Origin of the sequence: Tsukamurella spumae, assembly GCF_012396015.1 — a bacterium.
In the GTDB taxonomy this organism is placed as follows: Bacteria; Actinomycetota; Actinomycetes; order Mycobacteriales; family Mycobacteriaceae; genus Tsukamurella; species Tsukamurella spumae.
Genome location: NZ_JAAXOQ010000027.1, coordinates 1 through 22,599 on the forward strand (window position 1 = coordinate 1; position 22,599 = coordinate 22,599).

Sequence of the window (22,599 nt, forward strand, 5' to 3'; positions counted from 1 at the left end):
TCCTCCCGGGCCAATTTCACCGCCCGGCGACGGAACTCCTCAGGCTTAGCTTTCGGCATGACACGAACTCCTCTCCTGCAGCAAGAACGCTACAGATCAGGTGTCCGGAGAACCGGGTCAAGCTCCATCCGTAAGTGGGTGCGAACCGCGCAGGTCGACGCCGGCCAGCGTGAAGGGGTCACCTCGGTGGAGTCGGAGGAGATCGGAGCTTGACCCGGTTTCCCGGACGATCCGTGCACGCTTCAGCGACAGCGCTGCACGGATCGCGTCCGGGTTCCGATGCGCGAGGCCGAGGCCGAGGCCTCGCGCATCGCCGTCCTATGCGTCGATCACCGCGACCAAGTCGCCACCGTCGACCTGGGTGGGCCCGGCGAGGGCGACGCGGCTGACGGTGCCGGCGACGGGGGCGGTGATGGCGGCCTCCATCTTCATGGCTTCGATGGTGGCGATCTGATCACCCACGGCGACTGTGGAGCCTGCGTGCACGGTCGGGGTGACGACGCCTGCGAAGGGTGCGGCGACGTGTCCGGGGTTGTTCTTGTCGGCGCGTTCCGCGGCGGGGATGTCTGCTTGGACGGCGCGGTCCCGCACGGAGACGGTGCGCAGTTGCCCGTTGAGGGTGCAGACCAGGGTGCGGTTGCCGTGTTCGTCCGGTTCGCCGACTCCTTCGAGTTTGATGAGCAGCTCGACGCCGGTCGCGAGTTGGACGCGGTGTTCCTCACCTTGCCGCAGTCCGTAGAGGAACTGGTTGGTCGAGAGTTTGGACACGTCGCCGAATTCGGCGAGGTGTTCGGTGAATTCGCGCATCGGCCCGGGGAATAGGAGCCGGCTCAGGGATGCGCGGCGCTGTTCCGAGGTGCCCTCGAGTTCGGTGGCCTCGTCGGCGGGGACGTCGCTGACGGGTGCGGCTTCGGCGCGGCCCTCGAGGGCGCGGCTGCGCAGGGGTTCGGGCCAGCCTCCGGGTGGGGTGCCGAGCTCGCCGCGGAGGAAGCCGATGACCGAGTCGGGGATGTCGTATTTGCCGGGGTCTGCGGCGAACTCGTCGGCGGAGACGCCGGTGCCGACGAGGGCGAGGGCGAGGTCGCCGACGACCTTGGACGAGGGTGTGACCTTGACCAGTCGGCCGAGCATCCGGTCGGCGGAGGCGTAGGCGTTCTCGATGTCCTCGAACCGCTCGGCCAGGCCGAGTGCTCCGGCCTGCTGCCGCAGGTTCGACAGTTGTCCGCCGGGGATCTCGTGGTGGTAGACCCGTCCGGTGGGGGCTTTGAGGCCGGATTCGAACGGGGCGTAGGCGCCGCGCACCGCTTCCCAGTAGGGCTCGAGCGCGCAGACCGCGTCGAGATCGATCCCGGTGTCCCGCTCGGTGTGCGCGGTGGCGGCCACGATCGAGGACAGCGATGGTTGGCTCGTCGTTCCCGATAGCGGGGCGGCGGCACCGTCGACGGCGTCCGCGCCCGCGGTCCATGCGGCGAGGTAGGTGGCCAGCTGCCCGCCGGGGGTGTCGTGGGTGTGCACGTGCACCGGGAGGTCGAACTCCTTGCGCAGCGCGGTGACCAGCTTCGTGGCGGCCGCGGGCCGCAGCAGTCCGGCCATGTCCTTGACCGCCAGGATGTGTGCGCCGGCCTTGACGATCTGTTCCGCCACGCCGAGGTAGTAGTCGAGGGTGTAGAGGTTCTCGCCCGGGTCGGCGAGGTCGCCGGTGTAGGACAGGGCGCCTTCGGCGATCGCGGTGTTCGTGGCGAGGACGGCCTCGATCGCGGGCCGCATCTGTTCGACGTCGTTGAGTGCGTCGAAGATCCGGAAGATGTCCACGCCCGTGGCGGCGGCCTCGGCGACGAACGAGTCGGTCACCTGCTGCGGGTACGGGGTGTAGCCGACGGTGTTGCGGCCGCGCAGCAGCATCTGCAGGCAGATGTTGGGCATCGCCTCCCGCAGCGTCGCCAGTCGCTCCCACGGGTCCTCGTGCAGGAACCGCAGCGCCACATCGTAGGTGGCGCCGCCCCACGCCTCGACGGAGAGCAGCTGCGGCATCATCCGTGCCTCGTACGGGGCGATCGTCGCCAGCGCCGAGGTCCGCACCCGCGTCGCCAGCAGCGACTGGTGCGCATCGCGGAAGGTGGTGTCGGTGACGGCGAGCGCGGTCTGCGCCCGCAGGTCCGCGGCGAACCCGGCGGGGCCGAGCTTGGTCAGGCGCTGCTTGGAGCCGTCCGGTGCCGGGACGGTCAGGTCGGCGGTGGGGACTTTGTCGGAGGCGTACACCTTGGTCGGGCGGGTGCCGTGCGGCTTGTTGACGGTGACATCCGCCAGGTAGCGCAGGATCTTGCTCGCCGTGTCCGAGGAGCCCCGCGCGGTGAGCAGCTCCGGACGCTGCTCGATGAAGGAGGTGGTGACCTCACCCGCCACGAACGCGGGATCGGCCAGGACCGCCTGCAGGTACGGGATGTTCGTCGCCACGCCGCGGATGCGGAACTCCGCCAACGCCCGTCGGGCGCGGACGATGGCCGTGGCCCGGTCGCGGCCGCGGGTGGTGAGCTTGACCAGCATCGAATCGAAGTGCGGGCTGATCTCCGCGCCGACGGACGTGCCACCGTCGAGGCGGATGCCCGCACCGCCCGGCGTCCGGTACGCCGACACCCGGCCGGTGTCCGGGCGGAATCCGTCCGTCGGGTCCTCCGTGGTGATGCGGCACTGCAGCGCGGCCCCGTTGAGGTGGATCGCGTCCTGCGTCAAACCCAGCTCGGGCAGCGTGGAACCCGAGGCCACCTTGAGCTGCGCGGCCACCAGATCGACGTCGGTGACCTCCTCGGTCACGGTGTGCTCCACCTGGATCCGCGGGTTCATCTCGATGAACACGTGCCGGCCCTGCGGATCGACGAGGAACTCCACGGTGCCGGCACAGCTGTAGCCGATCTGCTTGGCGAAGTTCACCGCATCGGTGCACAGGCGAGTGCGCAGCTCCTCCGAGATGTTCGGCGCCGGCGCCATCTCGATGACCTTCTGGTGCCGCCGCTGCAACGAGCAGTCCCGCTCGAACAGATGGATCACGTTACCCGCCGTATCGGCGAGGATCTGCACCTCGATGTGCCGAGGGTCGATCACCGCCTCCTCGAGGAACACCGTCGGATCACCGAACGCCGATTCCGCCTCCCGAGAGGCGATCTCGATCGCATCCCGAAGGTCGGCGATGTCCGCGACCCGGCGCATGCCGCGGCCGCCGCCGCCCGCGACCGCCTTGACGAAGACGGGGAAGTGCATCTCCCGCGCCGCGACGAGCAGCTCGTCGACGTCCGAGGACGGCGCCGTCGAGGTCAGGACCGGCAGGCCCGCCTCACGAGCCGCGGCGATCGCCCGGGCCTTGTTGCCCGTCAGCTCCAACACCTCGGTCGGCGGACCCACGAACGTAATGCCGTTCTCCGCACACGCCGACGCCAAGTCCGGGTTCTCCGACAGGAATCCGTATCCCGGGTAGACCGCGTCGGCACCAGCCTGCTTCGCGATCCGGATGATCTCGTCGACACTCAGGTACGCCCGGACCGGATGCCCCTCCGAACCGATCTGATACGCCTCGTCCGCCTTCTGCCGGTGCGGGGAGTTGCGGTCCTCGTACGGGTAGACGGCGACGGTTCGCGCCCCGCTCTCCACCGCTGCGCGGAATCCGCGGATCGCGATCTCGCCTCGATTCGCTACCAGGACTTTCTTGAACATGTTCACGCTCCACCGGTCTTCGTGGGACATCGACGTCTTACCTCAACGCCCGGGGCGATGGCCCCGGGCGCTGTCGTACTCAATGATATGGGGCCTACGCCACGACCGGGCGCTGTTCCACCCCCACGTACTCGCTGAGCGGTCTGATAAGGGCATTGGCCTCGGTCTGCTCGATGATGTGGGCGGTCCACCCGGTGATCCGCGCCATCACGAAGATCGGCGTGAACACCTCGGTATCGAATCCCAGCAGGTGGTACGCGGGTCCCGTTGGGAAGTCGAGGTTGGGCTTGATTCCTGTTGCATCGACCATAGTCCGCTCAAGGATGCCGTACATCTCGACGAAGCGCGCGCCGTCCGTCCGGTTCGCGATCTCGACGAATGCCTGCTTCATCGTGGGGACGCGCGAATCGCCGTTCTTGTACACGCGGTGCCCGAAGCCCATCACCTTCTCCTTGCGTTCGAGCTTGCCGCGCATCCACGCCTCGGCGGCGGCGGGATCGCCGATCTCCTCCATGTCGTGCATCACGGCCTCGTTCGCGCCGCCGTGCAGCGGGCCCTTGAGAGCACCGATGGCGGCGGTGACCGCGCTGTAGATGTCCGACATGGTGGACGTGACGACGCGGGCAGCGAAGGTCGAGGCGTTGAAGCTGTGCTCGGCGTAGAGGATCAGCGAGACCTCGAAGGCCCTCACCAGCACGGGCTCCGGGACCTCGCCGAAGCACATGTTCAAGAAGTTCGCCGCGAAGCCGAGCGTGTGGTCCGGCGCGATCGGCTCCTTGCCGTGTCGGCGCCGCTGATCCGCCGCGACGACGGTCGGGAGGACGGCGAGCAGACGCAGCCCCTTCGCCTGCAGCGCGACGGGATCGCGGTTCCACTCGTCGGTGTCCTCCGCGCCGAGATAGCTCACCGCGGTGCGGACGACGTCCATCGGGTGGCAGGTCTCGGGCAGCCGCGCGACCAGGCTCAGCAGCGACCGATCGGCCCGCCGTGCCGCACGCTCTCGCTGCGTGAAGAGCGAGAGCTGCGCGTCGGTCGGGAGCTCGCCGTTCCACAGCAGGTAGGCCACCTGCTCGAACGTGCAGTGTTCGGCGAGGTCCTGCACGGCGTAGCCGCGATAGGTCAGGGAGTTGGTCTCCGGCACGACCTTCGAGACGGCCGTCGTATCGACGACGACGCCCGCGAGGCCCTTGCGAATGTCCGTACTCATCACTGGTTCCCGTTCAGGTCGAAGTTGAAGATGCCGGAGTCGAAGTCGTTGTAGCGCTCGTACTGCAGGAGCTCGTAGAGCCGGCTGCGGTGCTGCATCCGCTGCAGCAGCTCCTTCTGCGTGCCCCGAGCCGCGATCTCGCGCAGGCCCTCCTCGGCCGCGAACATCGCCAGGCGCAGCGTCGTGACCGGGTAGATCACCGCGTCGTAGCCGATCGACTCGAGGGTGCCGGCGTCCAGGAGATCGGACTTGCCGAACTCGGTCATGTTGGCCAGCAACGGGATGTCCACAGCGGCGCGGAAACGTTCGAAATCCGCTGTGGTGTACAGGGCCTCAGTGAAGATCAGGTCGGCGCCGGCGTCGGCGTAGGCCTTCGCCCGCTCGACGGCCGCGTCGATGCCCTCGATGCCCGCGGCGTCGGTGCGGGCGCAGATGACGAAGTCGGCGTCCCGTCGGGCCGCGACCGCCGCACGGATGCGCCGGGCGGCCTCGTCGGTCGGCACGACGGCCTTGCCGTCGAGGTGCCCGCATCGCTTCGGATTCACCTGGTCCTCCAGGTGCAAGCCGGACAGGCCCGCGTCCTCGAGGACGGTGACCGTGCGGGCCGCGCTCATCGGTTCGCCGAAGCCGGTGTCGGCGTCGACGAGCGTGGGCAGCTCGGTCACGCGGGCGATCTGCTGCGCCCGCGTCGCGACCTCGGTGAGCGTGGTGAGGCCGATGTCGGGCAGGGCGAGGTCGGCGGCGACCACGGCGCCGGAGACGTACACGCCCTCGAAGCCGATCTCCTGGATCAGCTTCGCCGTCAACGGATTGAACGCGCCGGGCAGCCGCGCGATCCGATCCGAGGCGAGCGCGGCCCGCAAGGCCTTGCGCTTGTCGTTCGCCGACGCACGGGCTGCCAGCAGGCCGCCGGTCGGGTTGACGCCGGTATCGCCGCCGCTCATCAGAACAGCCCCGGGTTCAGCTTCGGGGCGCGGGCGAGCACCTCGTCGGAGACGGTGAAGGTGAGCTGGTCGAGCTCGCCGGCCCCGAGGGACGGAGTGCGCTGCGCGACGTCGAGGAAGCGCTCCTGCTCGTCCTCGTCGATGACGCCGTCGGCGAGGATGCGGAACTTCTCGATGTACTGCTCGCGGGCGAAGGGACGAGCGCCCAGCGGGTGCGCATCGGCCACCGCGAGCTCGTCGACGATCACCTCGCCGCTCTTCAAGGTGATCTCGGCGCGGGCGCCGAAGGCCTTCTCGGCGGGGTCGGTCGAATGGTAACGGCGGGTCCACTCGGGATCCTCGGCGGTGGAGATCTTGTTCCACAGCGAGACGGTGTCGGGCCGCTGCGCGCGCTCGGGGGCGTAGGAGCGCTCGTGGTGCCAGCCGCCGTCCTGCAGCGCGACGGCGAAGATGTACATCACCGAGTGGTCGAGCGTCTCGCGCGAGGCGTGCGGATCGAACTTCTGCGGGTCGTTCGAGCCGGTGCCGATCACGTAGTGGGTGTGGTGGCTGGTGTGCAGCACGATCTTCTCGATCTGCTCGAGATCGCCCACGCGCTCGCGCATCCGGCGCGCGAGGTCGATCGGCGCCTGGCTCTGGTACTCGGCGGAGTGCTCCTTGGTGTACGAGTCCAGGATGGCGCGCTTGGCCTCGCCGGCGCCGGGCAGCGGCACCTCGTAGACGGCCTCGGGGCCGCCGAGCAGCCACGCGATCACGCCGTCCTCGCCCTCCCAGATCGGTGACGGTGCGCCCTCGCCGCGCATCGCGCGGTCGACGGACTCGACGGCCATCTTGCCCGCGAACGACGGGGCGTAGGCCTTCCAGCTCGAGATCTCACCCTTGCGCGACTGCCGAGTGGCGGTGGTCGTGTGCAGCGCCTGACCGATGGCCTGATAGATCGTCGCGGTCGGCAGGCCCAGCAGCGTACCGATGCCGGCGGCGGCCGAGGGGCCGAGGTGGGCGACGTGGTCGATCTTGTGCTCGTGCAGGCAGATCGCCCGCACCAGGTCGATCTGGATCTCGTAGCCGGTGGCCAGGCCGCGGATCAGGTCGGAGCCAGTCGAGCCCTGGTGCTGCGCAGCCGCGAGGATCGGCGGGATGTTGTCGCCGGGATGGCTGTACTCGGCCGCGAGGAAGGTGTCGTGGAAGTCGAGCTCGCGGACGGCGGTGCCGTTGGCCCACGCCGCCCACTCGGGGGAGAACCGGCCGGGAACGCCGAAGACGGTGGCACCGGGCTGGTACGGGTGGGCGAGCGCCTGCGCCCGCGCATTGGCGACGGGGCGGCGCGTGACGGATGCGGCGGCGACCGCGGCGTTGTCGATGATCCGGTTGACCACCATCTCGGCGGTGTCGTCCGGTACCGCGACGGGGTCGGCGGCGACCTCCGCGATCTTCCAGGCGAGGTGCTCCTCCCGGGGGAAGGACTCGGCTGAGCGACGGGTGCGCACGGTGTGCGTCTGCACGATGGGCTCCTGAGGGGGAAGGGGACGGGGAATCGCTTCACACGCTATGCAGCGGCCCCGCGGCGCGAAACCGCTTGCAAATGTGGATCTTTGTGAAGCCGGATCGGGGACTTTGCGAAGTTTGTGGAAATCGTCGGTGCTAGATTCCCCTCATGCAGAGGCTGTACGCGGGCGGGCGCATCAAGCGGCTCCGGGAGGAGCGCGGCCTCACCCAGACGGCGCTCGCGAAGACCTTGGACCTGTCGGTCAGCTACGTCAACCAGCTGGAGAACGACCAGCGACCGCTGTCCGTGCCGGTACTGATGCGGCTGAACGCGACCTTCGATCTCGACATGTCCTTCTTCGCGCCGGAGTCCGACGCCCGGCTCGTCGCCGACCTGCAGAACGCGCTCGTCGAGAACGGCGAGGCGGGCGAGGTGAGCGCCGCCGAGCTCGACGACATCGTCGCGCGGTCGCCCTCGGTCGCGCGGGCCGTCGTGGCCATGCACCGCCAGCTGCAGGGCGCCACCGAGCAGGTCGACCGGCTCTCCAGCGGCATCGCCGGGGGCGCCGGCGGGGCGGTCTCCACCCCCTACGAGGACGTCCGCGACTTCTTCTACGACCGCCGCAATCACGTGGACTCGCTCGACCGCGCCGCCGAGGAACTGTTCGACGGTGCGGGGCTCACCGTCGGTGGGTTGGATCTGCAGCTGGCCCGGCTGCTGCGCGACGAGCACGGCGTCACCGTCCGGATCTCGGGCGGCGAGCCGGATCGGCCCGGGCCCCGTCGGTCCTACGATCCGGACGCGCGCGTGCTCACGCTGGCACGGCGCCTCGATCACGGCCAGCGGGCGTTCCAGATCGCCACGCAACTCGGCTTCCTCACGCAGGCGGCGGAGATCGACCGGATCGTCGCGGGGGAGACCTCGCTGCCCACGGGGTCGCGGGACCTCGCACGCGTGGGCCTGGCGAACTACTTCGCGGGGGCACTCGTCCTGCCGTACGAGCGGTTCCTGCGGGCCGCGGAGGAGCTCCGGTACGACATCGACCTGCTGTGCGCGCGGTTCGAGGTCGGCTTCGAGACGGTGTGCCACCGCCTCTCGACGCTGCAACGAGCGGGGCGCCGCGGCGTGCCCTTCTTCTTCGTGCGCACGGATCGCGCCGGGAACATCTCGAAGCGCCAGTCCGCCACCGCCTTCCACTTCTCGCGGGCCGGTGGCGGCTGCCCGCTGTGGGTGGTGCACGATGCCTTCGCGATGCCCGGCCGGATCCGCCGGCAGGTGGCCCAGATGCCCGACGGTCGCAGCTACCTGTGGATCGCGCGGACCACATCGGAGGTCACGACCGGCGGCTACCTCGGTCAGGGCCGGGACTTCGCGATCGGACTCGGCTGCGATCTCGCGCACGCGCACCGCCTGGTCTACTCGCGGGGCCTGGCACTCGACGATCCCGATTCCTTCGTCCCCATCGGCGCCGGATGCAAGGTGTGCGATCGGCCGCGCTGCGCGCAGCGCGCCTTCCCGCAGATGGGCCGGCCGATCGCCGTCGATACGAACCGGGCGGAGCTCATCCCGTACACGTTCGCGGGCGCCGCCGATCCCGACGGGGCATGATCAGAGTTCGCAGCGGAGTCGTGTGGAGGGGGAGCGTTCGGATGAGCGGGACGGTCGAGAAGGTGGCGGAGGAGACCGCCGAGCAATCGGTGCGGGTGCTGGATCGGGTGCGGGACTGGTGGTCGCACCGCTACACGTTCACCGGGACCTCGGTGGGCCTGGTCTTCCTGTGGCTCTCACTGACCCCGTCGCTGCTGCCGCGTGGCCCGCTGTTCCAGAGCCTGGTGAGCGGTGGCTCGGGTGCCATCGGCTACCTCATCGGTGTCTTCGCCGTGTGGCTGGTGCGCTTCATGCGATCGAAGGAGAGCAGCCCGCCGGTGCCGAAGCAGGGCTGGTGGATTCTGCTGGGGGTCGGCGTGATCGGCACCATCGGGATGGTCGTCTTCTTCGACGCCTGGCAGACCGACCTGCGCGACCTCATGGGCGTGGAGTACCTGACCTTCGTCGACTACCTGCAGATCGGTCTGCTGTCGATCGTCTTCCTCTACGCCTTCATCGAGCTCGGGAAGGCCGTTCGGTGGATCGTGCGGTGGCTCATCGCGCGTCTCGACCGCGTGTGCCCGCCCCGCGTGTCCGCGGTGATCGCCGTGGCACTGGTGCTCTTCCTGAGCATCGAGATCGTCAACGGGGTCGTGGTGCGCAACACGATGGACGCGATGAACACGGCGTTCTCGAAAGCCAGCCGGGAGGGCGCGGCCGATCGCCCGGTGCCCACCAGTCCGTTCCGCTCCGGCGGCCCGCAGTCGCTGGTCGACTGGTCCTCGCTCGGCAAGCAGGGCCGGGTGTTCGTGTCCAACGCGCAGACCGTCGCGCACCTCACCGCGTTCAACGGCGCACCGGCGATGGAGCCGATCCGCGCCTACGCCGGCCTGGAGTCCTCCGACTCGGGGAACCCGAACAGGTACAAGGACATCGCGGAGAAGGCGGCGGCGGAGCTCGAGCGCACCGGCGGCCTGCACCGCAAGGTGGTCGCGGTCGCGGCGACCACCGGTACGGGGTGGATCAACGAGGCCGAGGCCGGCGCGCTCGAGTACATGTACAACGGCGACACGGCCATCGTCAGCATGCAGTACTCGTTCCTGCCGAGCTGGCTGTCCTTCCTCGTCGACAAGCAGAACGCGCTCGATGCCGGCCAGGCCCTGTTCGAGGCCGTCGACAAGCGGGTCAAGGCGCTGCCGGAGGGGCAGCGGCCCAAGCTCGTCGTGTTCGGCGAGAGCCTCGGGTCGTTCGGGGGCGAGGCCCCCTTCCTGTCCCTCAACAACCTCGTCGCCAGGACCGACGGTGCGCTCTTCTCCGGGCCGACCTTCAACAACGAGATGTGGGTGCGATTGACCCAGCAGCGGGACGCGGGCTCGCCCGAGTGGCTGCCGGTGTACCAGCAGGGCGCCAATGTGCGGTTCGCAGCGCGGGCGGAGGACCTCGCGAACCCGGCGAAGCCGTGGTCCCATCCGCGCGCGGTGTACCTGCAGCACGCCTCCGACCCCATCGGCCGGTGGAGCCCGGACCTGCTGTTCAGTGAGCCGGACTGGCTCAAGGAGAAGCGCGGCCCCGACGTCCTGCCCTCGGTGTCGTGGGCCCCGATCGTGACCTTCCTGCAGGTCTCCGCCGACCTCGCGGTCGCGGGGAGTGTGCCCGACGGGCACGGACACACGTACGTCAAGGCCGTCGTCGACGCGTGGGCGGCCATCCTGGAGCCACCGGGCTGGACGGCCGAGAAGACCGCGCGCCTGCGTCCGATGCTCAACAGCCAGACGGGGTTCAACGAGCCCGATGCGCAGCCGGCGGGTTAGCGCCGGGCGTCAGAGCGCACCGTCGAACCCGTTCTGCCGCCACGCCTCGTACGCGACGATGGCGGCGGAATTGGCGAGGTTGAGTGAGCGTCGGCCCGCGAGCATGGGGATGCGCAGAGCCTCGGTGATGTGGGGGTCGGCGAGCACCTCGGGCGGGAGCCCGGTGGGCTCGGGGCCGAAGAGCAGGACATCGCCCGGCTGGTAGTCCACCTCGTGGTGGTGGCGCGTCGCGTGCGCCGTGAAGGCGTAGACGCGCTGCGGCGCCAGGGCCCGCCAGGCGGCGTCGAGGTCGGCGTGCACGCTCACGTGCGCGAGGTCGTGGTAGTCCAGGCCGGCGCGGCGGAGTTTCGGCTCGGAGAGGTCGAAACCCAGCGGTTCGACCAGGTGCAGCTCGCATCCGGTGACGGCGGCGATGCGGATCGCGTTGCCCGTGTTGGGGGCGATCCGGGGCTCGAAGAACAGAATGCGGAACACGGGTGACGATCCTGTCACCCGTGTCCCGCATGCGCGAGGGGAGGTCCGATCAGCCGGCGTACTGCGCGGGCTGCTGGGCGCCGAGTCGCTTCGTGGCGCTGCGCAGCTGCAGGGCGGTGATGATCTGCGTGATGCCGATGGCGACGGCCCAGATGCCGCCGACCCACACCAGGACACCCACCGAGAACGGACTGGAAACGAGGACCACGCCGCCGATCAGGGTGATCAGGCCGAGGATCACGACCCAGGCGCGGCCGGGCAGCAGCCGGTCGCTCGCGGCGGTGACGATCTGGGTGATGCCGGCGAAGATCCACGCGACGCCGATCCAGATGCCGAGGATCGCGACCGAGGTGATGAAGTCGTCGCGGAAGCAGGCCACGCCGATGACGATCGAGAGTGCGCCGCTGATCACCGAGAGCACGCGGTGCTGCGACTCACCGATCAGTCCGGCGATCACCTGGAAGGCGCCGCTGATGAGCAGGTAGATGCCGAACAGGATCGCGATGGCGAGGGTCGTCGGACCCGGCCACACCGCGATGACGATGCCCATCAGGACGGAGAGGACGCCGAGCGCGAGGACGGTCTGCCAGGTGGCCTTGATGCCCTGCTGGATCCCTTGCTGGAGTCCCGTTTGGAGGGGGTTCTGATCAGTCATGGGTTCATTATCGGATGAAACTCGAACCACTGCGACCCGAACCGGGATAAATCGTCACGCTGAATCAGGGGGATAGGATATCGGCTGTGACGGCTGAGGTGTTGGACGGCAAGGCGACCCGCGACGAGCTCTTCGAGGTGTTCCGGGAGCGGGTGAGCGCGCTGCGTGCGCGCGGCATCGCCCCGGGGCTCGGTACGGTTCTCGTCGGTGACGACCCGGGCTCGCGGTCCTATGTCAAGGGGAAGCACGCCGACTGCGCCAAGGTCGGCATCGAGTCGATCCGCCGTGATCTGCCCGCCGACATCTCGCAGGCCGAGCTCGAGGCCGTGATCGACGAGCTCAACGCCGACCCGGCATGCACCGGGTACATCGTGCAGCTGCCGCTGCCGAAACACCTGGACGAGAACGCGATCCTCGAGCGGATCGACCCGGCCAAGGACGCGGACGGCCTGCACCCGACCAACCTGGGCCGGCTGGTGCTGGGCGCGCCGGGCCCGCTGCCGTGCACCCCGCACGGCATCCTGCACCTGTTGCGGCGCTACGACGTTCCGATCGCCGGGGCGCACGTCGTGGTCGTCGGTCGCGGGGTCACCGTCGGCCGCCCGATCGGTCTGCTGCTGACCAGGCGGTCCGAGAACGCCACGGTCACGCTGTGCCATACCGGAACCCGTGATCTCGCGGCCGAGGTCCGCCGCGCCGACATCGTGATCGCCGCCGCCGGCGTTCCCGGTCTGATCACCGCGGACATGGTCAAGCCCGGCGCCGCCGTGCTCGACGTGGGCGTCAGTCGGACCGACGAGGGCCTGCGCGGCGATGTCGCCGAGGGCGTCGCCGAGGTCGCCGGTCATCTCTCGCCCAACCCCGGCGGCGTCGGCCCGCTGACGCGGGCCTTCCTGCTGGGCAACGTGATCGAGGCGGCCGAGCGCGACCTCGCCCGCGCGGACGGGGCGTAGTGGCGGAGACCGCGGTTCAGCAGTTCCGCCGTGCCCGGACGGTGCGCACGGTGATCGCGAACGCGGGGTACGTCGCGGTGGTGGCGATCCTCGCGGCGGGGATGGTGCTCATCGGGCTCGAGTACTGGCGCCGTGGTCTCGTCGTCTTCGGGCTGGGGACGGGGTTCGCCGCCGTCCTGCGCGCCACGCTCCCCGAGCGGCGTCAGGGACTGCTCCGCGTCCGCAGCCGCTGGTTCGATGTCTCGGCACTGGCGGTGGCGGCGGTGGCGATCCTCGTCGTGGCATGGGGGATCAGCCCGCTGGGCACCAAGTAACCCCAGTAAGACAAACTCCGAATGTAGATTCCTGTATGTAACATTTCGGCATCGGGTACGATGTGCTGAGGTAACGACTCGGTCAGCGACTCGAACGGAGGTGCCATGGGGATCTCGTCCTTCGGCGCGTCCGTGGGCCCCGGGCCGGTGCACTGCGTCCTCCTCGATCTCGAGGACGGGCGGATCGTGGACCGGCAGGCCCGCACGATCGATCCCGGGCCGTACCGCCTCGGCCGGCGGGGCAACCTGCTCTCCTCGGGCTTCGACCTGCTCGCCAGCCACTCCGAGCGCACCGTCGACGCGTCGGCCGTGTCCGTCGAGTCGCGCCGCGACCTGGTGTCCGTCCGTTGCGGCGCGCGCGGCGGCGTCCGGTCCGCGGGGATCGTCCGGGAATCCGACGCGGTCCTCCGCGCGCTCGACGAACGCGGCCTGATCGCCCGGTATCCGAACGTGATGATCGCGAACCTCGGAGCGGGCGGCCTGCGGGTCTACACCGTGACCGATGGAACCGTCACCGCTGAGCACCGGGCGCGCGGCGTCGTCGTCGACGGCCCGGACGCGGGAGTCGGCACGGTGCACGGGGTCGCCGATTTCCTGCACGCGACGATCTTTCGCTCCGCCCCGGCCCCGGAGGCGGTGGTCCTGGTGGGGAGCGGCGCGCAGAACACCGGCGTCCGCGAGGCCGTGGCCGACATCGCGCGGGCCGCGGGCGCGGAGCCCCTGTCCGTCGAGGAGCCCGAGGCGATCGCCGCCACCGGCGCAGCGCTCCTCGCGGCGGACCGCTGCGCCGCGGGAACGGCACCGTCGTCCCTGGTGAGCAGCGGCCTCGGTGCCCTCGGCGGCCACAGCGTGCGGCTGACCGCCGCGGTGCTGCCCCTGCTGGTCCTCGCCGCCCTGACCGGCGCGGTCCTCGCCACCGGCTACGCGACCGGCGTCATCGGGCCGGCCGGCCAGACCACCGACCAGGTCGTGCCGACCTCGACGATCGCGCCCTCGTCCGGCGAGAACGCGACCACCTCGGAGGTGGGTCCGCTGCCGACGTCCGCCGCCGCCTCGACCCTGCCCCCCGTGGACACGCTCGTTCCCACCTCGGTTCCGCGGGACAGCGGCGGCGACGGGGTGACGCCGACCATGACGACCTTCGCGCCGCCGCCCGTCCATCCGCCCACGACCCGGGCCCCGTGGCCGACGCCGACCGGGCCGATCACGCCGACCCGCGCGGTCCCGACGACGATCCCGCCGTCCAATCCGACGGGCACGCCGTCGGGAACGCCGTCCGGAACCGCGTCGCCGACGGAGCCGACGATCACACCGCCCGCCGAGGGCTCCGGTCAGAATCCGCCACCCGGATCGGCGCAGCCGCAGTCCCCCGAGATCGCCCCGGGCACCGGGCTGGTCGGACCCGGCACGGGCGCCGGTGGAGGCGCCGCGCATCCCGACGGTGCCGCGGCCCCGGCCGCGTCGCCCGGTGCAGCCGGGCAGGTCCCCGGGGCGACCGAGCCGCGGACGGCCCCGGAGGCACCGTCGTCCTCCTCGGATTCGCCGACGGTGACCACCCCGGCCCTGTAGGGCCCGGCGCGCCGTCAGCGGCGCGCGATCTCCATGGTGCGCGAGAGCAGCTCCGACACGGCGTCCATCTCGGTGAGGAAGCCGTCGTGGCCGTCGCGCGAGTGCACGACGACGAGGCCCTCGCAGCCCGGGAGCAGGTCGGCGATCTCCTGCTGCAGGCGCAGCGGGTAGAGGCGATCGGAATCGATCCCGCCGACCACCACGGGGACCGGGCAACCACGCAGCGCGGCCTCGACGCCGCCGCGACCGCGACCCACGTCGTGGTGGTTGAGCACCTCGGTGAGCGTCACGTAGCTGCCGGCGTCGAACCGGTTGACCAGCTTCTCGGCCTGGTGCTCGAGGTAGGAGGTGACGGCGTAGCGGCCACCCGTGAGCGGGTCCTCGTGGCCCTGCGCATCGTTGCGGAACCGGCTGTCCAGCTCGATCTCGGTGCGGTAGGTCAGGTGCGCGATGCGGCGGGCGACGCCCAGGCCGGCCGTCGGTGCAGCGTCGGTGCCGTGGTAATCGCCGCCGTGCCAGTGCGGATCCGCCGTGATCGCCGCGATCTGCGTGGTCTGGGTGCCGATCTGGTCGGCCGTCGCGCGGGCGCCCACGGCCAGGATCAGGGCCGAGCGCAGGAAGTCGCCGTACATGAGGGCCCATTCGAGCGCCCGTGCGCCGCCCATGGAGCCGCCGACCACCGACGCGATGTCGTGCACGTCGAGCGCGCGCAGCAGCGCAGCCTCGGCCTCCACCTGGTCGCGCACCGTGATGACCGGGAACCGGGAGCCGTAGGGCCGCCCGTCGGGAGCGAGCGACGCCGGCCCCGTCGAACCCGAGCATCCGCCCAGGACGTTGGCGGAGACCACGCACCACTCGTCCGTGTCCACCGCCGCGCCGGGGCCGATCAGGCCGTCCCACCAGCCCGCTGAGCGGTGGTCGGCGTCGGGCGGGCCGGTGACGTGCGAGTCCCCCGTGAGGGCGTGCAGCGTGAGCAGGACATTGCTGCGATCGGCATTCGGACGGCCCCAGCGCTGGAAGGCCATCGTCACGTCCTCGAGGACGACACCGGATTCGAGCACCAGGGGGCCGAGTGACAGGGCCTGCATCGCACCGTCGGGCACGCGGGCCCAATCGCCCGGCGGGCTGTCGATGAATCGGCCTGTGCGGATGCTGATGGTCACCGAACCTCTCCTCGCGCTTGCCACCCGGCAGGGACCACCGGGAAACCAGGTCATCACCCGGGGCACCCCACCGCGGCGGAGGGTTGCCGGTCAGCAAGCCGGGGCTGCGCGCTGACACTCATGACCTCATCTGCATCATAACCGACGGATTTCCCGTGAACGAGGTCACAGGTCGAGCCGGGAAGGAGGGAAGACACCGGAGCGTTGGACGAACTCGTGGACTCCTCTACCCGCACCGCGCTCGCGGTCGGCGCCATGGCGCTCGGCGGATTCGGCATCGGCACGACCGAATTCGCGGCCATGGGGCTGCTCCCCGACATCGCGAAGGACCTGCAGGTCAGCGAGCCGGTCGCCGGGCACGTGATCTCCGCCTACGCGCTGGGCGTCGTCGTCGGGGCGCCGCTCATCGCGGCCGCGTTCGCCCGGGTGCCGCGCCGGCTGCTGCTGATCGGGTTGATGGTCGCGTTCACCGTGGGCAACGGCCTGTCCGTCTTCGCGCCCGGCTACGGCACCCTCCTGGTGGCCCGGTTCGTCGCGGGCCTGCCGCACGGCGCCTTCTTCGGGGTGGCCGCGCTCGTCGCCGCGCACCTCGCCGGGCCTGCGGGGCGCGGGCGCGCGGTCGGGCAGGTGCTCATGGGGCTGTCGGTGGCCAACGTGATCGGGGTGCCGCTGGTGACCTGGCTGGGCAGCGCCTTCAGCTGGCGCTACGCGATGGGCGTGGTCGTGGTGATCGGCGCCGTCACCGTGGCCGCCCTCGTGGCCTTCCTGCCCGCGGTCAGCATTCCGGTGACCAACCCGCTCACCGAGCTCGGGGCGCTCGCCCGGCCCCAGGTCTGGTACGCGCTGCTCACGGGCATCGTCGGGTTCGGGGGCATGTTCGCGGTCTACACGTACATCTCCACGACGCTCACCTCGGTGTCCGGCCTGGGCGCGGGCGCCGTGCCGGTCGTGCTCGCGGTGTACGGCGTGGGCATGGTGATCGGCAACGCCGTGGGCGGCCGCGCCGCCGACCGTTCCGTGATCCGGTCGATCACCGCCGCGCTCGGCGCGCTCGCGGTGCTGCAGGCGCTGTTCTCGCTGTTCGCCCCGCAGCCCTTCGCGGCGGTCACCCTGTTCTTCCTCATCGGGCTCACCGCCTCGGCGCTCGTGCCGGCGCTGCAGACCCGGCTCATGGACGTCGCGGGCGAGGCGCAGACGCTCGCCGCCACGCTCAACCACTCCGCGCTGAACATCGCGAACGCGCTGGGTGCGCTGCTCGGCGGCGTGGTCATCGCCGCGGGCGGCGGCTACACCGCGCCGGCCCTGGTGGGCAGTGGGCTCGCGGTCGCGGGTCTGCTGGTGTTCGGGGCCGGGGTGCTGGCCGCGCGACGGGGCGCGGAAACTGTCGGTCCCCGTCGGTAGGGTCTTGGGGCATGCGAAGGATCCTGGCCCTCTGCGCGATAGTGGTGCTCGCCGTCTTCGGGCTCGTCGCCTGTGGTAAGTCGGCGGCACAGCCCAGTGCCACCGCGGCGCCGGCCGCGTCGTCGTCACCGTCGAACTCCGCGGTCCCGCAGCGGGTGCTCGCGACGCTCGCGCGGATCGACGCGGGCACGTGGCCCCCGAACGACGGGTCGGGTACGCAGGGAGGCCGCAACTTCGGCAACTTCGAGAACCGGCTGCCCAAGACCGATTCGAAGGGCAGGGCCGCCAAGTACACCGAGTGGGACGTCAACATCAAGAGGTCCGGCCGTGGGCGCGATGCGGAGCGGATCATCACGGGTGCCGACGGCGGCGCCTGGTACACCCTGGACCACTACAAGACCTTCACGAGGATCAGATGAGCACCCTTCCGCAGTTCCTCCAGTCCGGCTCCGGCGTCGCACTGACCAGCGCCGATCTGGACTCCCTCAAGCGTCGTGACCGGCCCCGGGTGCTCGTGGCCCGCGGCAGCCGGATGCGCACCAAGGCCGCCCTGCTCAACGAGGTCTCGGCCGTGCTGCAGTTCCCGCTCGACTTCGGCGACAACTGGGACGCCCTCGCGGACAGCCTCGGTGACCTCGATCAGCTCGGCGGGCAGGCGCTCGTGGTCCTCGGCGTGGCGCAGGCCGAGCAGGTCCTCGCCGATGAGGCCGGTGCCTTCGGCACCTTCGTCGCCGTCCTCGCGGACCGGGGCGTCCAGGTACTGCTCGCGGTGTCCGACGATGCCGACGGTCCGGCCGTGCGGTCCGCCTGGGCCGCGGCCGGCCTCACGGTGGAGGCGCTCGCGTGATCATCACCTCGATCAACGTCAACGGCGTGCGAGCCGCGGTGAAGCAGCGGTCGGAGGAGAACCTCGGCATGCTGCCCTGGCTGCGCGAGACGAGGGCCGCCGTGGTGCTGCTGCAGGAGGTGCGTGCCACGCACAAGCAGACGCTCGCGGCACTCGCGCCGGCGCTGGAGGAGGGCTGGCACCTGGCGGCCGCGGAGTCCTCGACGGCCGGTCGCAACGGCGTGGCGGTGCTGTCGAGGGACGAGCCCGACGCCGTGCGGATCGGCTTCGGCAGTGCGGAGTTCGACGATGCGGGCCGCTACATCGAGGCGGATTTCGGCAACCTCACCGTGGCCTCGCTCTACCTCCCGTCCGGTGACGTCGGTACGGAACGGCAGGACGAGAAGGACCGCTTCCGGGCGGAGTTCGGGGCGTACCTGGCCACGCTCGGGCGTCGGCGCCGCGAGGTCCTCGTGTGCGGCGACTGGAACATCGGCCACACCGAGCTGGACATCAAGAACTGGAAGGGCAATGTCAAGAACTCGGGCTTCCTGCCCGAGGAGCGGGCCTGGATGAGCGAGCACATCGGTGACGGACGAGCGTTCAAGGACGTCGTGCGCGACCTGCATCCCGGCGTTCCCGGCCCGTACGCCTGGTGGTCGTGGCGCGGCAAGGCCTTCGACAACGACTCCGGCTGGCGCATCGATCTGCAGATCGCCAACAACGCGCTGGCGAAGCGGGCGTCGTCGGCCGTGGTCGAGCGGGCCGATGCCTACCACCTGCGCTGGTCCGACCACGCGCCGGTCACCGTCGAATACTCCTGAGCGCGCGTAGCCCGATCGGCGGCCGTCGGAGCCACCGTGGTGCGGGAGCCGGGCCGGCGGCGTCGGCCCGATACTGAGAGGACGGGCCGGAACGCGGTCGATAGACTCGATCCCCGTGACCGGAACCGCACCCACCACCCCCGCCAAGCGGCAGCGCGCGCTGTCGGGCATCCAGCCGACCTCGGACTCGTTCCATCTCGGCAACTACCTCGGCGCGGTACGGCAGTGGGTACACCTGCAGGACGAGTTCGACACCTTCTACTTCATCCCGAACATGCACGGCATCACCACGCCGCACGACCCGAAGGCGCTGCGCGAGCGGACCGCCTTCGCGGCGGCGCAGCTGCTGGCGCTCGGCGTGGACCCCGACCGGTCGACGATGTTCGTGCAGTCGCAGATCCACGAGCACGCCGAGCTGACCTGGGTCCTGTCCTGCATCACGGGATTCGGCGAGGCCAGCCGGATGACGCAGTTCAAGGACAAGTCGGCGAAGAACGGCACGGACAGCTCGTCGGTGGGCCTGTTCACCTACCCGATCCTCATGGCGGCGGACATCCTGCTCTACCGGCCGCAGCTGGTGCCCGTCGGCGAGGATCAGCGGCAGCACCTCGAGTTGACCCGGAACCTGGCGCAGCGCTTCAACACCCGCTTCAAGAAGACCTTCGTGGTGCCCGAGGCGCACATCGTCTCCGACACCGCCAAGATCTACGACCTGCAGAACCCGACCGCCAAGATGAGCAAGTCGGCGGAGTCCGACGCAGGGCTGATCAGCATCCTCGACGACCCGAAGATCATCGCCAAGCGCGTGAAGTCGGCCGTCACCGACACCGAGCGGGAGATCCGCTTCGACCGGGAGAACAAGCCGGGCGTGTCCAACCTGCTGACCATCGAGTCGGCGTTCACCGGCACCTCGATCCCCGACCTCGAACTGGCATACGAGGGCAAGGGATACGGCGACCTGAAGACCCGGGTCGCGGATGTCCTCGTCGACTTCGCCACGCCGCTGCGCGGCCGGGTCAAGGGGTACCTCGACGATCGCGCGGAGCTGGACAAGGTGCTGGCATCGGGACGTGAGCGCGCGCAGGAGATCGCAGCCCGCACCCTCGCGGACGTCTACGACAGGGTAGGGTTCCTGGCGCCGTAGCCGATGTGATGTAGCGAACACCTGCAGGAGGATTCCCGAATGCTCCAGAAGTACCGCGACAGGTGGCCCTGGTTCGATCACGTGATGGCCGCGGCCATGCGGTACCAGGACAAGAAGGGCGATTACTTCGGCGCCGGGATCACCTACTTCAGCGTGTTCGCGCTGTTCCCGCTGATCATGGTGGCCTTCGCGGTCGGCGGGTACATCCTGATCAACGACGCCGACCTCCTCGCGGAGATCAAGAGCCGGATCGACTCGGCGATCAGCGAAGAGAGCCTGCGCAAGTCGGTCAGCGATCTGATCGACCAGGCCATCGCCTCGCGCAGCACCGTCGGCGTCGTGGGCCTGGCGGGCGCGCTCTGGGCCGGCCTCGGATGGATGGCGAACGTCCGCGCCGGGCTCACGGAGATGTGGGACAGCGAGGTGCCGAAGCAGAACTTCGTCAAGACCAAGCTCGCGGACCTCGGCTCGCTGGCGGGCCTGTTCGTCGCGCTGGTCGCGTGCATCGCCCTGATGATGGCGGGGAGCAGCCCGCTCACGAGCAGTATCCTCGACGCGGCGGGACTGGGCGACGTGCCCGGCCTGCCCTACCTGATCTCCGGAGCGACCCTGCTCATCACGCTCCTGGCCATGTGGGTGCTGTGGACCTTCGTGATCGCCCGACTGCCCCGCGTGCAGTTCCCCTGGCGCAACGCGACCCGCGCGGGCCTGCTCACCGCGGTCGCGTTCATGATCCTTACGCAGGTCGCGACGCTGCTCATCGGCGGCGTGATGCGGGGGCCCGCCGGCGCGACCTTCGGCCCGATCCTCGGCATCATGCTGTTCATCTACTTCACCGCACGGATCGTGCTGTTCGCGACCGCCTGGGCCGCCACCGACCCGCGCAACCAGCGCTACGTGATCCCGGCGGCACCGGATCCCGTGGTGATCGCGCCGGTCATCCGCCAGGAGTCCGATCCGGGACGCGCGGCGATCGCCGGTGCCGCGGGGCTGGTCGCGGGCCTCGGTCTCGGCTCGCTGCTGCGTCGCCGGCGCTGAATCAGGCGTCCTCGGGCGCGGTGGCGCGCGGGAGCGTCCGGCCGCGGAAGAACGCGGGCCGAGTCACGGCGCAGGCGATCATGAGCGGCACTCCGAGCACCAGCATGCCCACGCCGATGACGAACACCCCGCCGATACCGCCGATCACGGTCCGCCCGTAGTCGGGGGCGATCATGTCGACCGCGCTCTGCGCGAACGCCCAGATCATGGCCGCCCCGCCGAGCACGGGGAAGACCAGTCGGAGCAGGAGGTTGCGCAGCGACCGCCGGACGGTCCGCCGGAAGTACCACGCGCACGCGAAGGCGGTGATCGCGTAGTAGAACGCGACGGCCAGCCCGAGCGAGCTGATCGAGTCCTCGAGCGTGTTCCTGCTGAGCAGCGCCAGGGTCAGGTAGAAGGCCAGTGCGCAGACGCCCATGACGACGGTGCCGAAGGACGGCGTCAGGTACCTCGGGTGCACGCGGGCGAAGCGCTCGGGCACCGCCCGGTACACCGCCATCGCGAGGGTTCCGCGGGCGGTGGGAAGCACCGTCGACTGGGTGGAGGACAGCGCCGACAGCGCCACCGTGAGCACGAGCAGGCCCGCCAGCAGCGCACCGCCGACGGGGCGGCCGAGCACCGTCAGGACGTCGTCGTGGTTGTCCGGGTTGCCGAGCCCGAGGCCCGCCGCCCCGAACCCCGAGTAGGCCTGGACGGCAATGGCCACCAGCACGTAGGTCCCCATCAGCACCACGGTCGCGAGCACCGCGGCCCGCCCCGGGGTCGAGGAGGAGTCCTTGGTCTCCTCGCCGACGGCCAGGCACGCGTCCCAGCCCCAGTAGAGGAAGATGCACAGGATCACGGCGGCCGCGATCTGCGAGGCGCTCAGCCCCGTCGGGTCCAGCCAGTCCCAGGTCGGCCGTACCGCCTGGGTTCCGGCTCGTCCGCTGTACACCGCCCACAGTGCCGCCCCGGCCGCGACGGCGAGCACGGCGAACTGGATCGACATCAGCACGTTCTGCATCCGCTCGGACACGACGATCCCGCGGTAGGACACCCATGTCATCGCCACGATCAGCAGGCAGCCGAAACCGACCACGGTGAGCCGGTTCTCGGCGAGTTCGCTCAGCCCGACGAAGCGCAGGAGGTAGGTCGCGGAGATCTCCGCGACGTTCGCCAGGCAGATGATCGCCGACACCGCGAGGCCCCAGCCGCCCATCCAGCCGATCCACGGGCCGAAAGCCCTACTGCCCCAGGTGAAGGTGGTCCCGGCGTCCGGGGTGTCCGCGGCGAGCTCCTTGTAGGCGAGGGCCACCAGCAGCATCGGCACGAAGGCCACCACGAACATCGCCGGCGCCTTGCCCTGCACGTGCGCGACGACGCCGCCGAGTGTCGCGGCCAGGCTGTACGCGGGCGCCGTCGACGACAGGCCGATCGCCATGTTGCTGAGCAGCCCCAGGGAGTTCGAGCGAAGTCCCTTGTCGGGCACCGTCACCGCCCCGACCGGCGCGGCGACCAT

General features: G+C 70.3%; 19 protein-coding genes and 1 riboswitch. Of the genes, 11 read left to right on the forward strand and 8 right to left on the reverse strand.

The genetic code is table 11. The features are described 5' to 3' along the window. Positions 1-318 precede the first annotated feature (318 nt). The 4 genes from HF999_RS17425 to prpD form a co-directional block, all read right to left on the reverse strand. Positions 319-3,705, reverse strand: coding sequence for a pyruvate carboxylase (locus tag HF999_RS17425; RefSeq protein ID WP_168547115.1), 3,387 nt, complete (start codon positions 3,703-3,705; stop codon positions 319-321). Between the two features lie 94 nt (positions 3,706-3,799). Beyond that, complete coding sequence (locus HF999_RS17430; protein WP_168547116.1) at positions 3,800-4,912, reverse strand: bifunctional 2-methylcitrate synthase/citrate synthase; 1,113 nt, start codon at positions 4,910-4,912, stop codon at positions 3,800-3,802. Further along, positions 4,912-5,856 carry a methylisocitrate lyase gene (gene prpB, locus HF999_RS17435; protein WP_168547117.1) on the reverse strand — a complete coding sequence of 315 codons (945 nt, stop codon included), beginning with the start codon at positions 5,854-5,856 and terminating at the stop codon, positions 4,912-4,914. The genes HF999_RS17430 and prpB overlap by 1 nt, the downstream gene beginning before the upstream one ends. Beyond that, the gene (gene prpD / locus HF999_RS17440) at positions 5,856-7,358 is read right to left on the reverse strand and encodes a 2-methylcitrate dehydratase PrpD (RefSeq protein ID WP_168547118.1); all 1,503 of its coding nucleotides are present in this window, start codon (positions 7,356-7,358) and stop codon (positions 5,856-5,858) included. The genes prpB and prpD overlap by 1 nt, the downstream gene beginning before the upstream one ends. 152 nt (positions 7,359-7,510) lie before the next feature. On the opposite strand from prpD, the gene HF999_RS17445 reads away from it, so the two are divergent. Then, complete coding sequence (locus HF999_RS17445; RefSeq protein WP_168547119.1) at positions 7,511-8,950, forward strand: short-chain fatty acyl-CoA regulator family protein; 1,440 nt, start codon at positions 7,511-7,513, stop codon at positions 8,948-8,950. A 41-nt stretch (positions 8,951-8,991) separates the two neighbouring features. After that, entirely contained in the window at positions 8,992-10,740 is a 1,749-nt protein-coding gene (locus HF999_RS17450) for an alpha/beta hydrolase (protein WP_168547120.1), read from the forward strand. 9 nt (positions 10,741-10,749) lie between these two features. Here HF999_RS17450 and HF999_RS17455 read toward each other — a convergent pair whose 3' ends face one another. Together HF999_RS17455 and HF999_RS17460 are read right to left on the reverse strand one after the other, a co-directional pair. Then, positions 10,750-11,214: a tRNA (cytidine(34)-2'-O)-methyltransferase gene (locus HF999_RS17455; protein ID WP_168547121.1), complete on the reverse strand. Its 465-nt coding sequence runs from the start codon at positions 11,212-11,214 to the stop codon at positions 10,750-10,752. 49 nt (positions 11,215-11,263) lie between these two features. Further along, positions 11,264-11,869 (reverse strand): HdeD family acid-resistance protein, encoded by a 606-nt coding sequence (locus tag HF999_RS17460; RefSeq protein ID WP_168547122.1) that lies wholly within the window; start codon positions 11,867-11,869, stop codon positions 11,264-11,266. A gap of 86 nt (positions 11,870-11,955) precedes the next feature. On the opposite strand from HF999_RS17460, the gene HF999_RS17465 reads away from it, so the two are divergent. From HF999_RS17465 to HF999_RS17475, 3 genes are all read left to right on the forward strand, one after another. Next, a complete protein-coding gene (locus HF999_RS17465) occupies positions 11,956-12,822 on the forward strand; it encodes a bifunctional methylenetetrahydrofolate dehydrogenase/methenyltetrahydrofolate cyclohydrolase (protein ID WP_312854183.1) in 867 nt (288 codons plus the stop codon). After that, on the forward strand, positions 12,822-13,136 hold the full coding sequence (locus tag HF999_RS17470; RefSeq protein WP_312854184.1) for a DUF3017 domain-containing protein: 315 nt from the start codon (positions 12,822-12,824) through the stop codon (positions 13,134-13,136). The genes HF999_RS17465 and HF999_RS17470 overlap by 1 nt, the downstream gene beginning before the upstream one ends. A gap of 105 nt (positions 13,137-13,241) precedes the next feature. Continuing rightward, positions 13,242-14,705, forward strand: a complete 1,464-nt coding sequence (locus HF999_RS17475) for a hypothetical protein (RefSeq protein WP_168547123.1) — start codon at positions 13,242-13,244, stop codon at positions 14,703-14,705. 14 nt (positions 14,706-14,719) lie between these two features. Here the strand turns inward: HF999_RS17475 and metX are convergent, their stop codons facing one another. Then, the gene (gene metX, locus HF999_RS17480) at positions 14,720-15,868 is read right to left on the reverse strand and encodes a homoserine O-acetyltransferase MetX (RefSeq protein ID WP_376766500.1); all 1,149 of its coding nucleotides are present in this window, start codon (positions 15,866-15,868) and stop codon (positions 14,720-14,722) included. 8 nt (positions 15,869-15,876) lie between these two features. Beyond that, positions 15,877-15,994: riboswitch (SAM riboswitch) on the reverse strand. A 78-nt stretch (positions 15,995-16,072) separates the two neighbouring features. Between metX and HF999_RS17485 the strand changes: the two genes are divergently transcribed. The 6 genes from HF999_RS17485 (at position 16,073) to yhjD (ending at position 21,101) form a co-directional block, all read left to right on the forward strand. After that, on the forward strand, positions 16,073-17,269 hold the full coding sequence (locus HF999_RS17485) for an MFS transporter (protein WP_246208013.1): 1,197 nt from the start codon (positions 16,073-16,075) through the stop codon (positions 17,267-17,269). Between the two features lie 11 nt (positions 17,270-17,280). Next, positions 17,281-17,688, forward strand: coding sequence for a guanyl-specific ribonuclease (locus HF999_RS17490; protein WP_168547124.1), 408 nt, complete (start codon positions 17,281-17,283; stop codon positions 17,686-17,688). Then, positions 17,685-18,116 (forward strand): barstar family protein, encoded by a 432-nt coding sequence (locus HF999_RS17495; RefSeq protein ID WP_168547125.1) that lies wholly within the window; start codon positions 17,685-17,687, stop codon positions 18,114-18,116. The genes HF999_RS17490 and HF999_RS17495 overlap by 4 nt, the downstream gene beginning before the upstream one ends. Next, positions 18,113-18,919 (forward strand): exodeoxyribonuclease III, encoded by an 807-nt coding sequence (locus HF999_RS17500; RefSeq protein WP_168547126.1) that lies wholly within the window; start codon positions 18,113-18,115, stop codon positions 18,917-18,919. Before HF999_RS17495 ends, HF999_RS17500 begins: the two co-directional genes overlap by 4 nt. A 115-nt stretch (positions 18,920-19,034) precedes the next feature. Continuing rightward, positions 19,035-20,063: a tryptophan--tRNA ligase gene (gene trpS / locus HF999_RS17505; RefSeq protein WP_168547127.1), complete on the forward strand. Its 1,029-nt coding sequence runs from the start codon at positions 19,035-19,037 to the stop codon at positions 20,061-20,063. 39 nt (positions 20,064-20,102) lie between these two features. After that, positions 20,103-21,101, forward strand: a complete 999-nt coding sequence (yhjD, locus tag HF999_RS17510; RefSeq protein WP_168547128.1) for an inner membrane protein YhjD — start codon at positions 20,103-20,105, stop codon at positions 21,099-21,101. A gap of 1 nt (position 21,102) precedes the next feature. Here the strand turns inward: yhjD and HF999_RS17515 are convergent, their stop codons facing one another. Continuing rightward, on the reverse strand, positions 21,103-22,599 hold the full coding sequence (locus HF999_RS17515) for an APC family permease (RefSeq protein ID WP_168547129.1): 1,497 nt from the start codon (positions 22,597-22,599) through the stop codon (positions 21,103-21,105).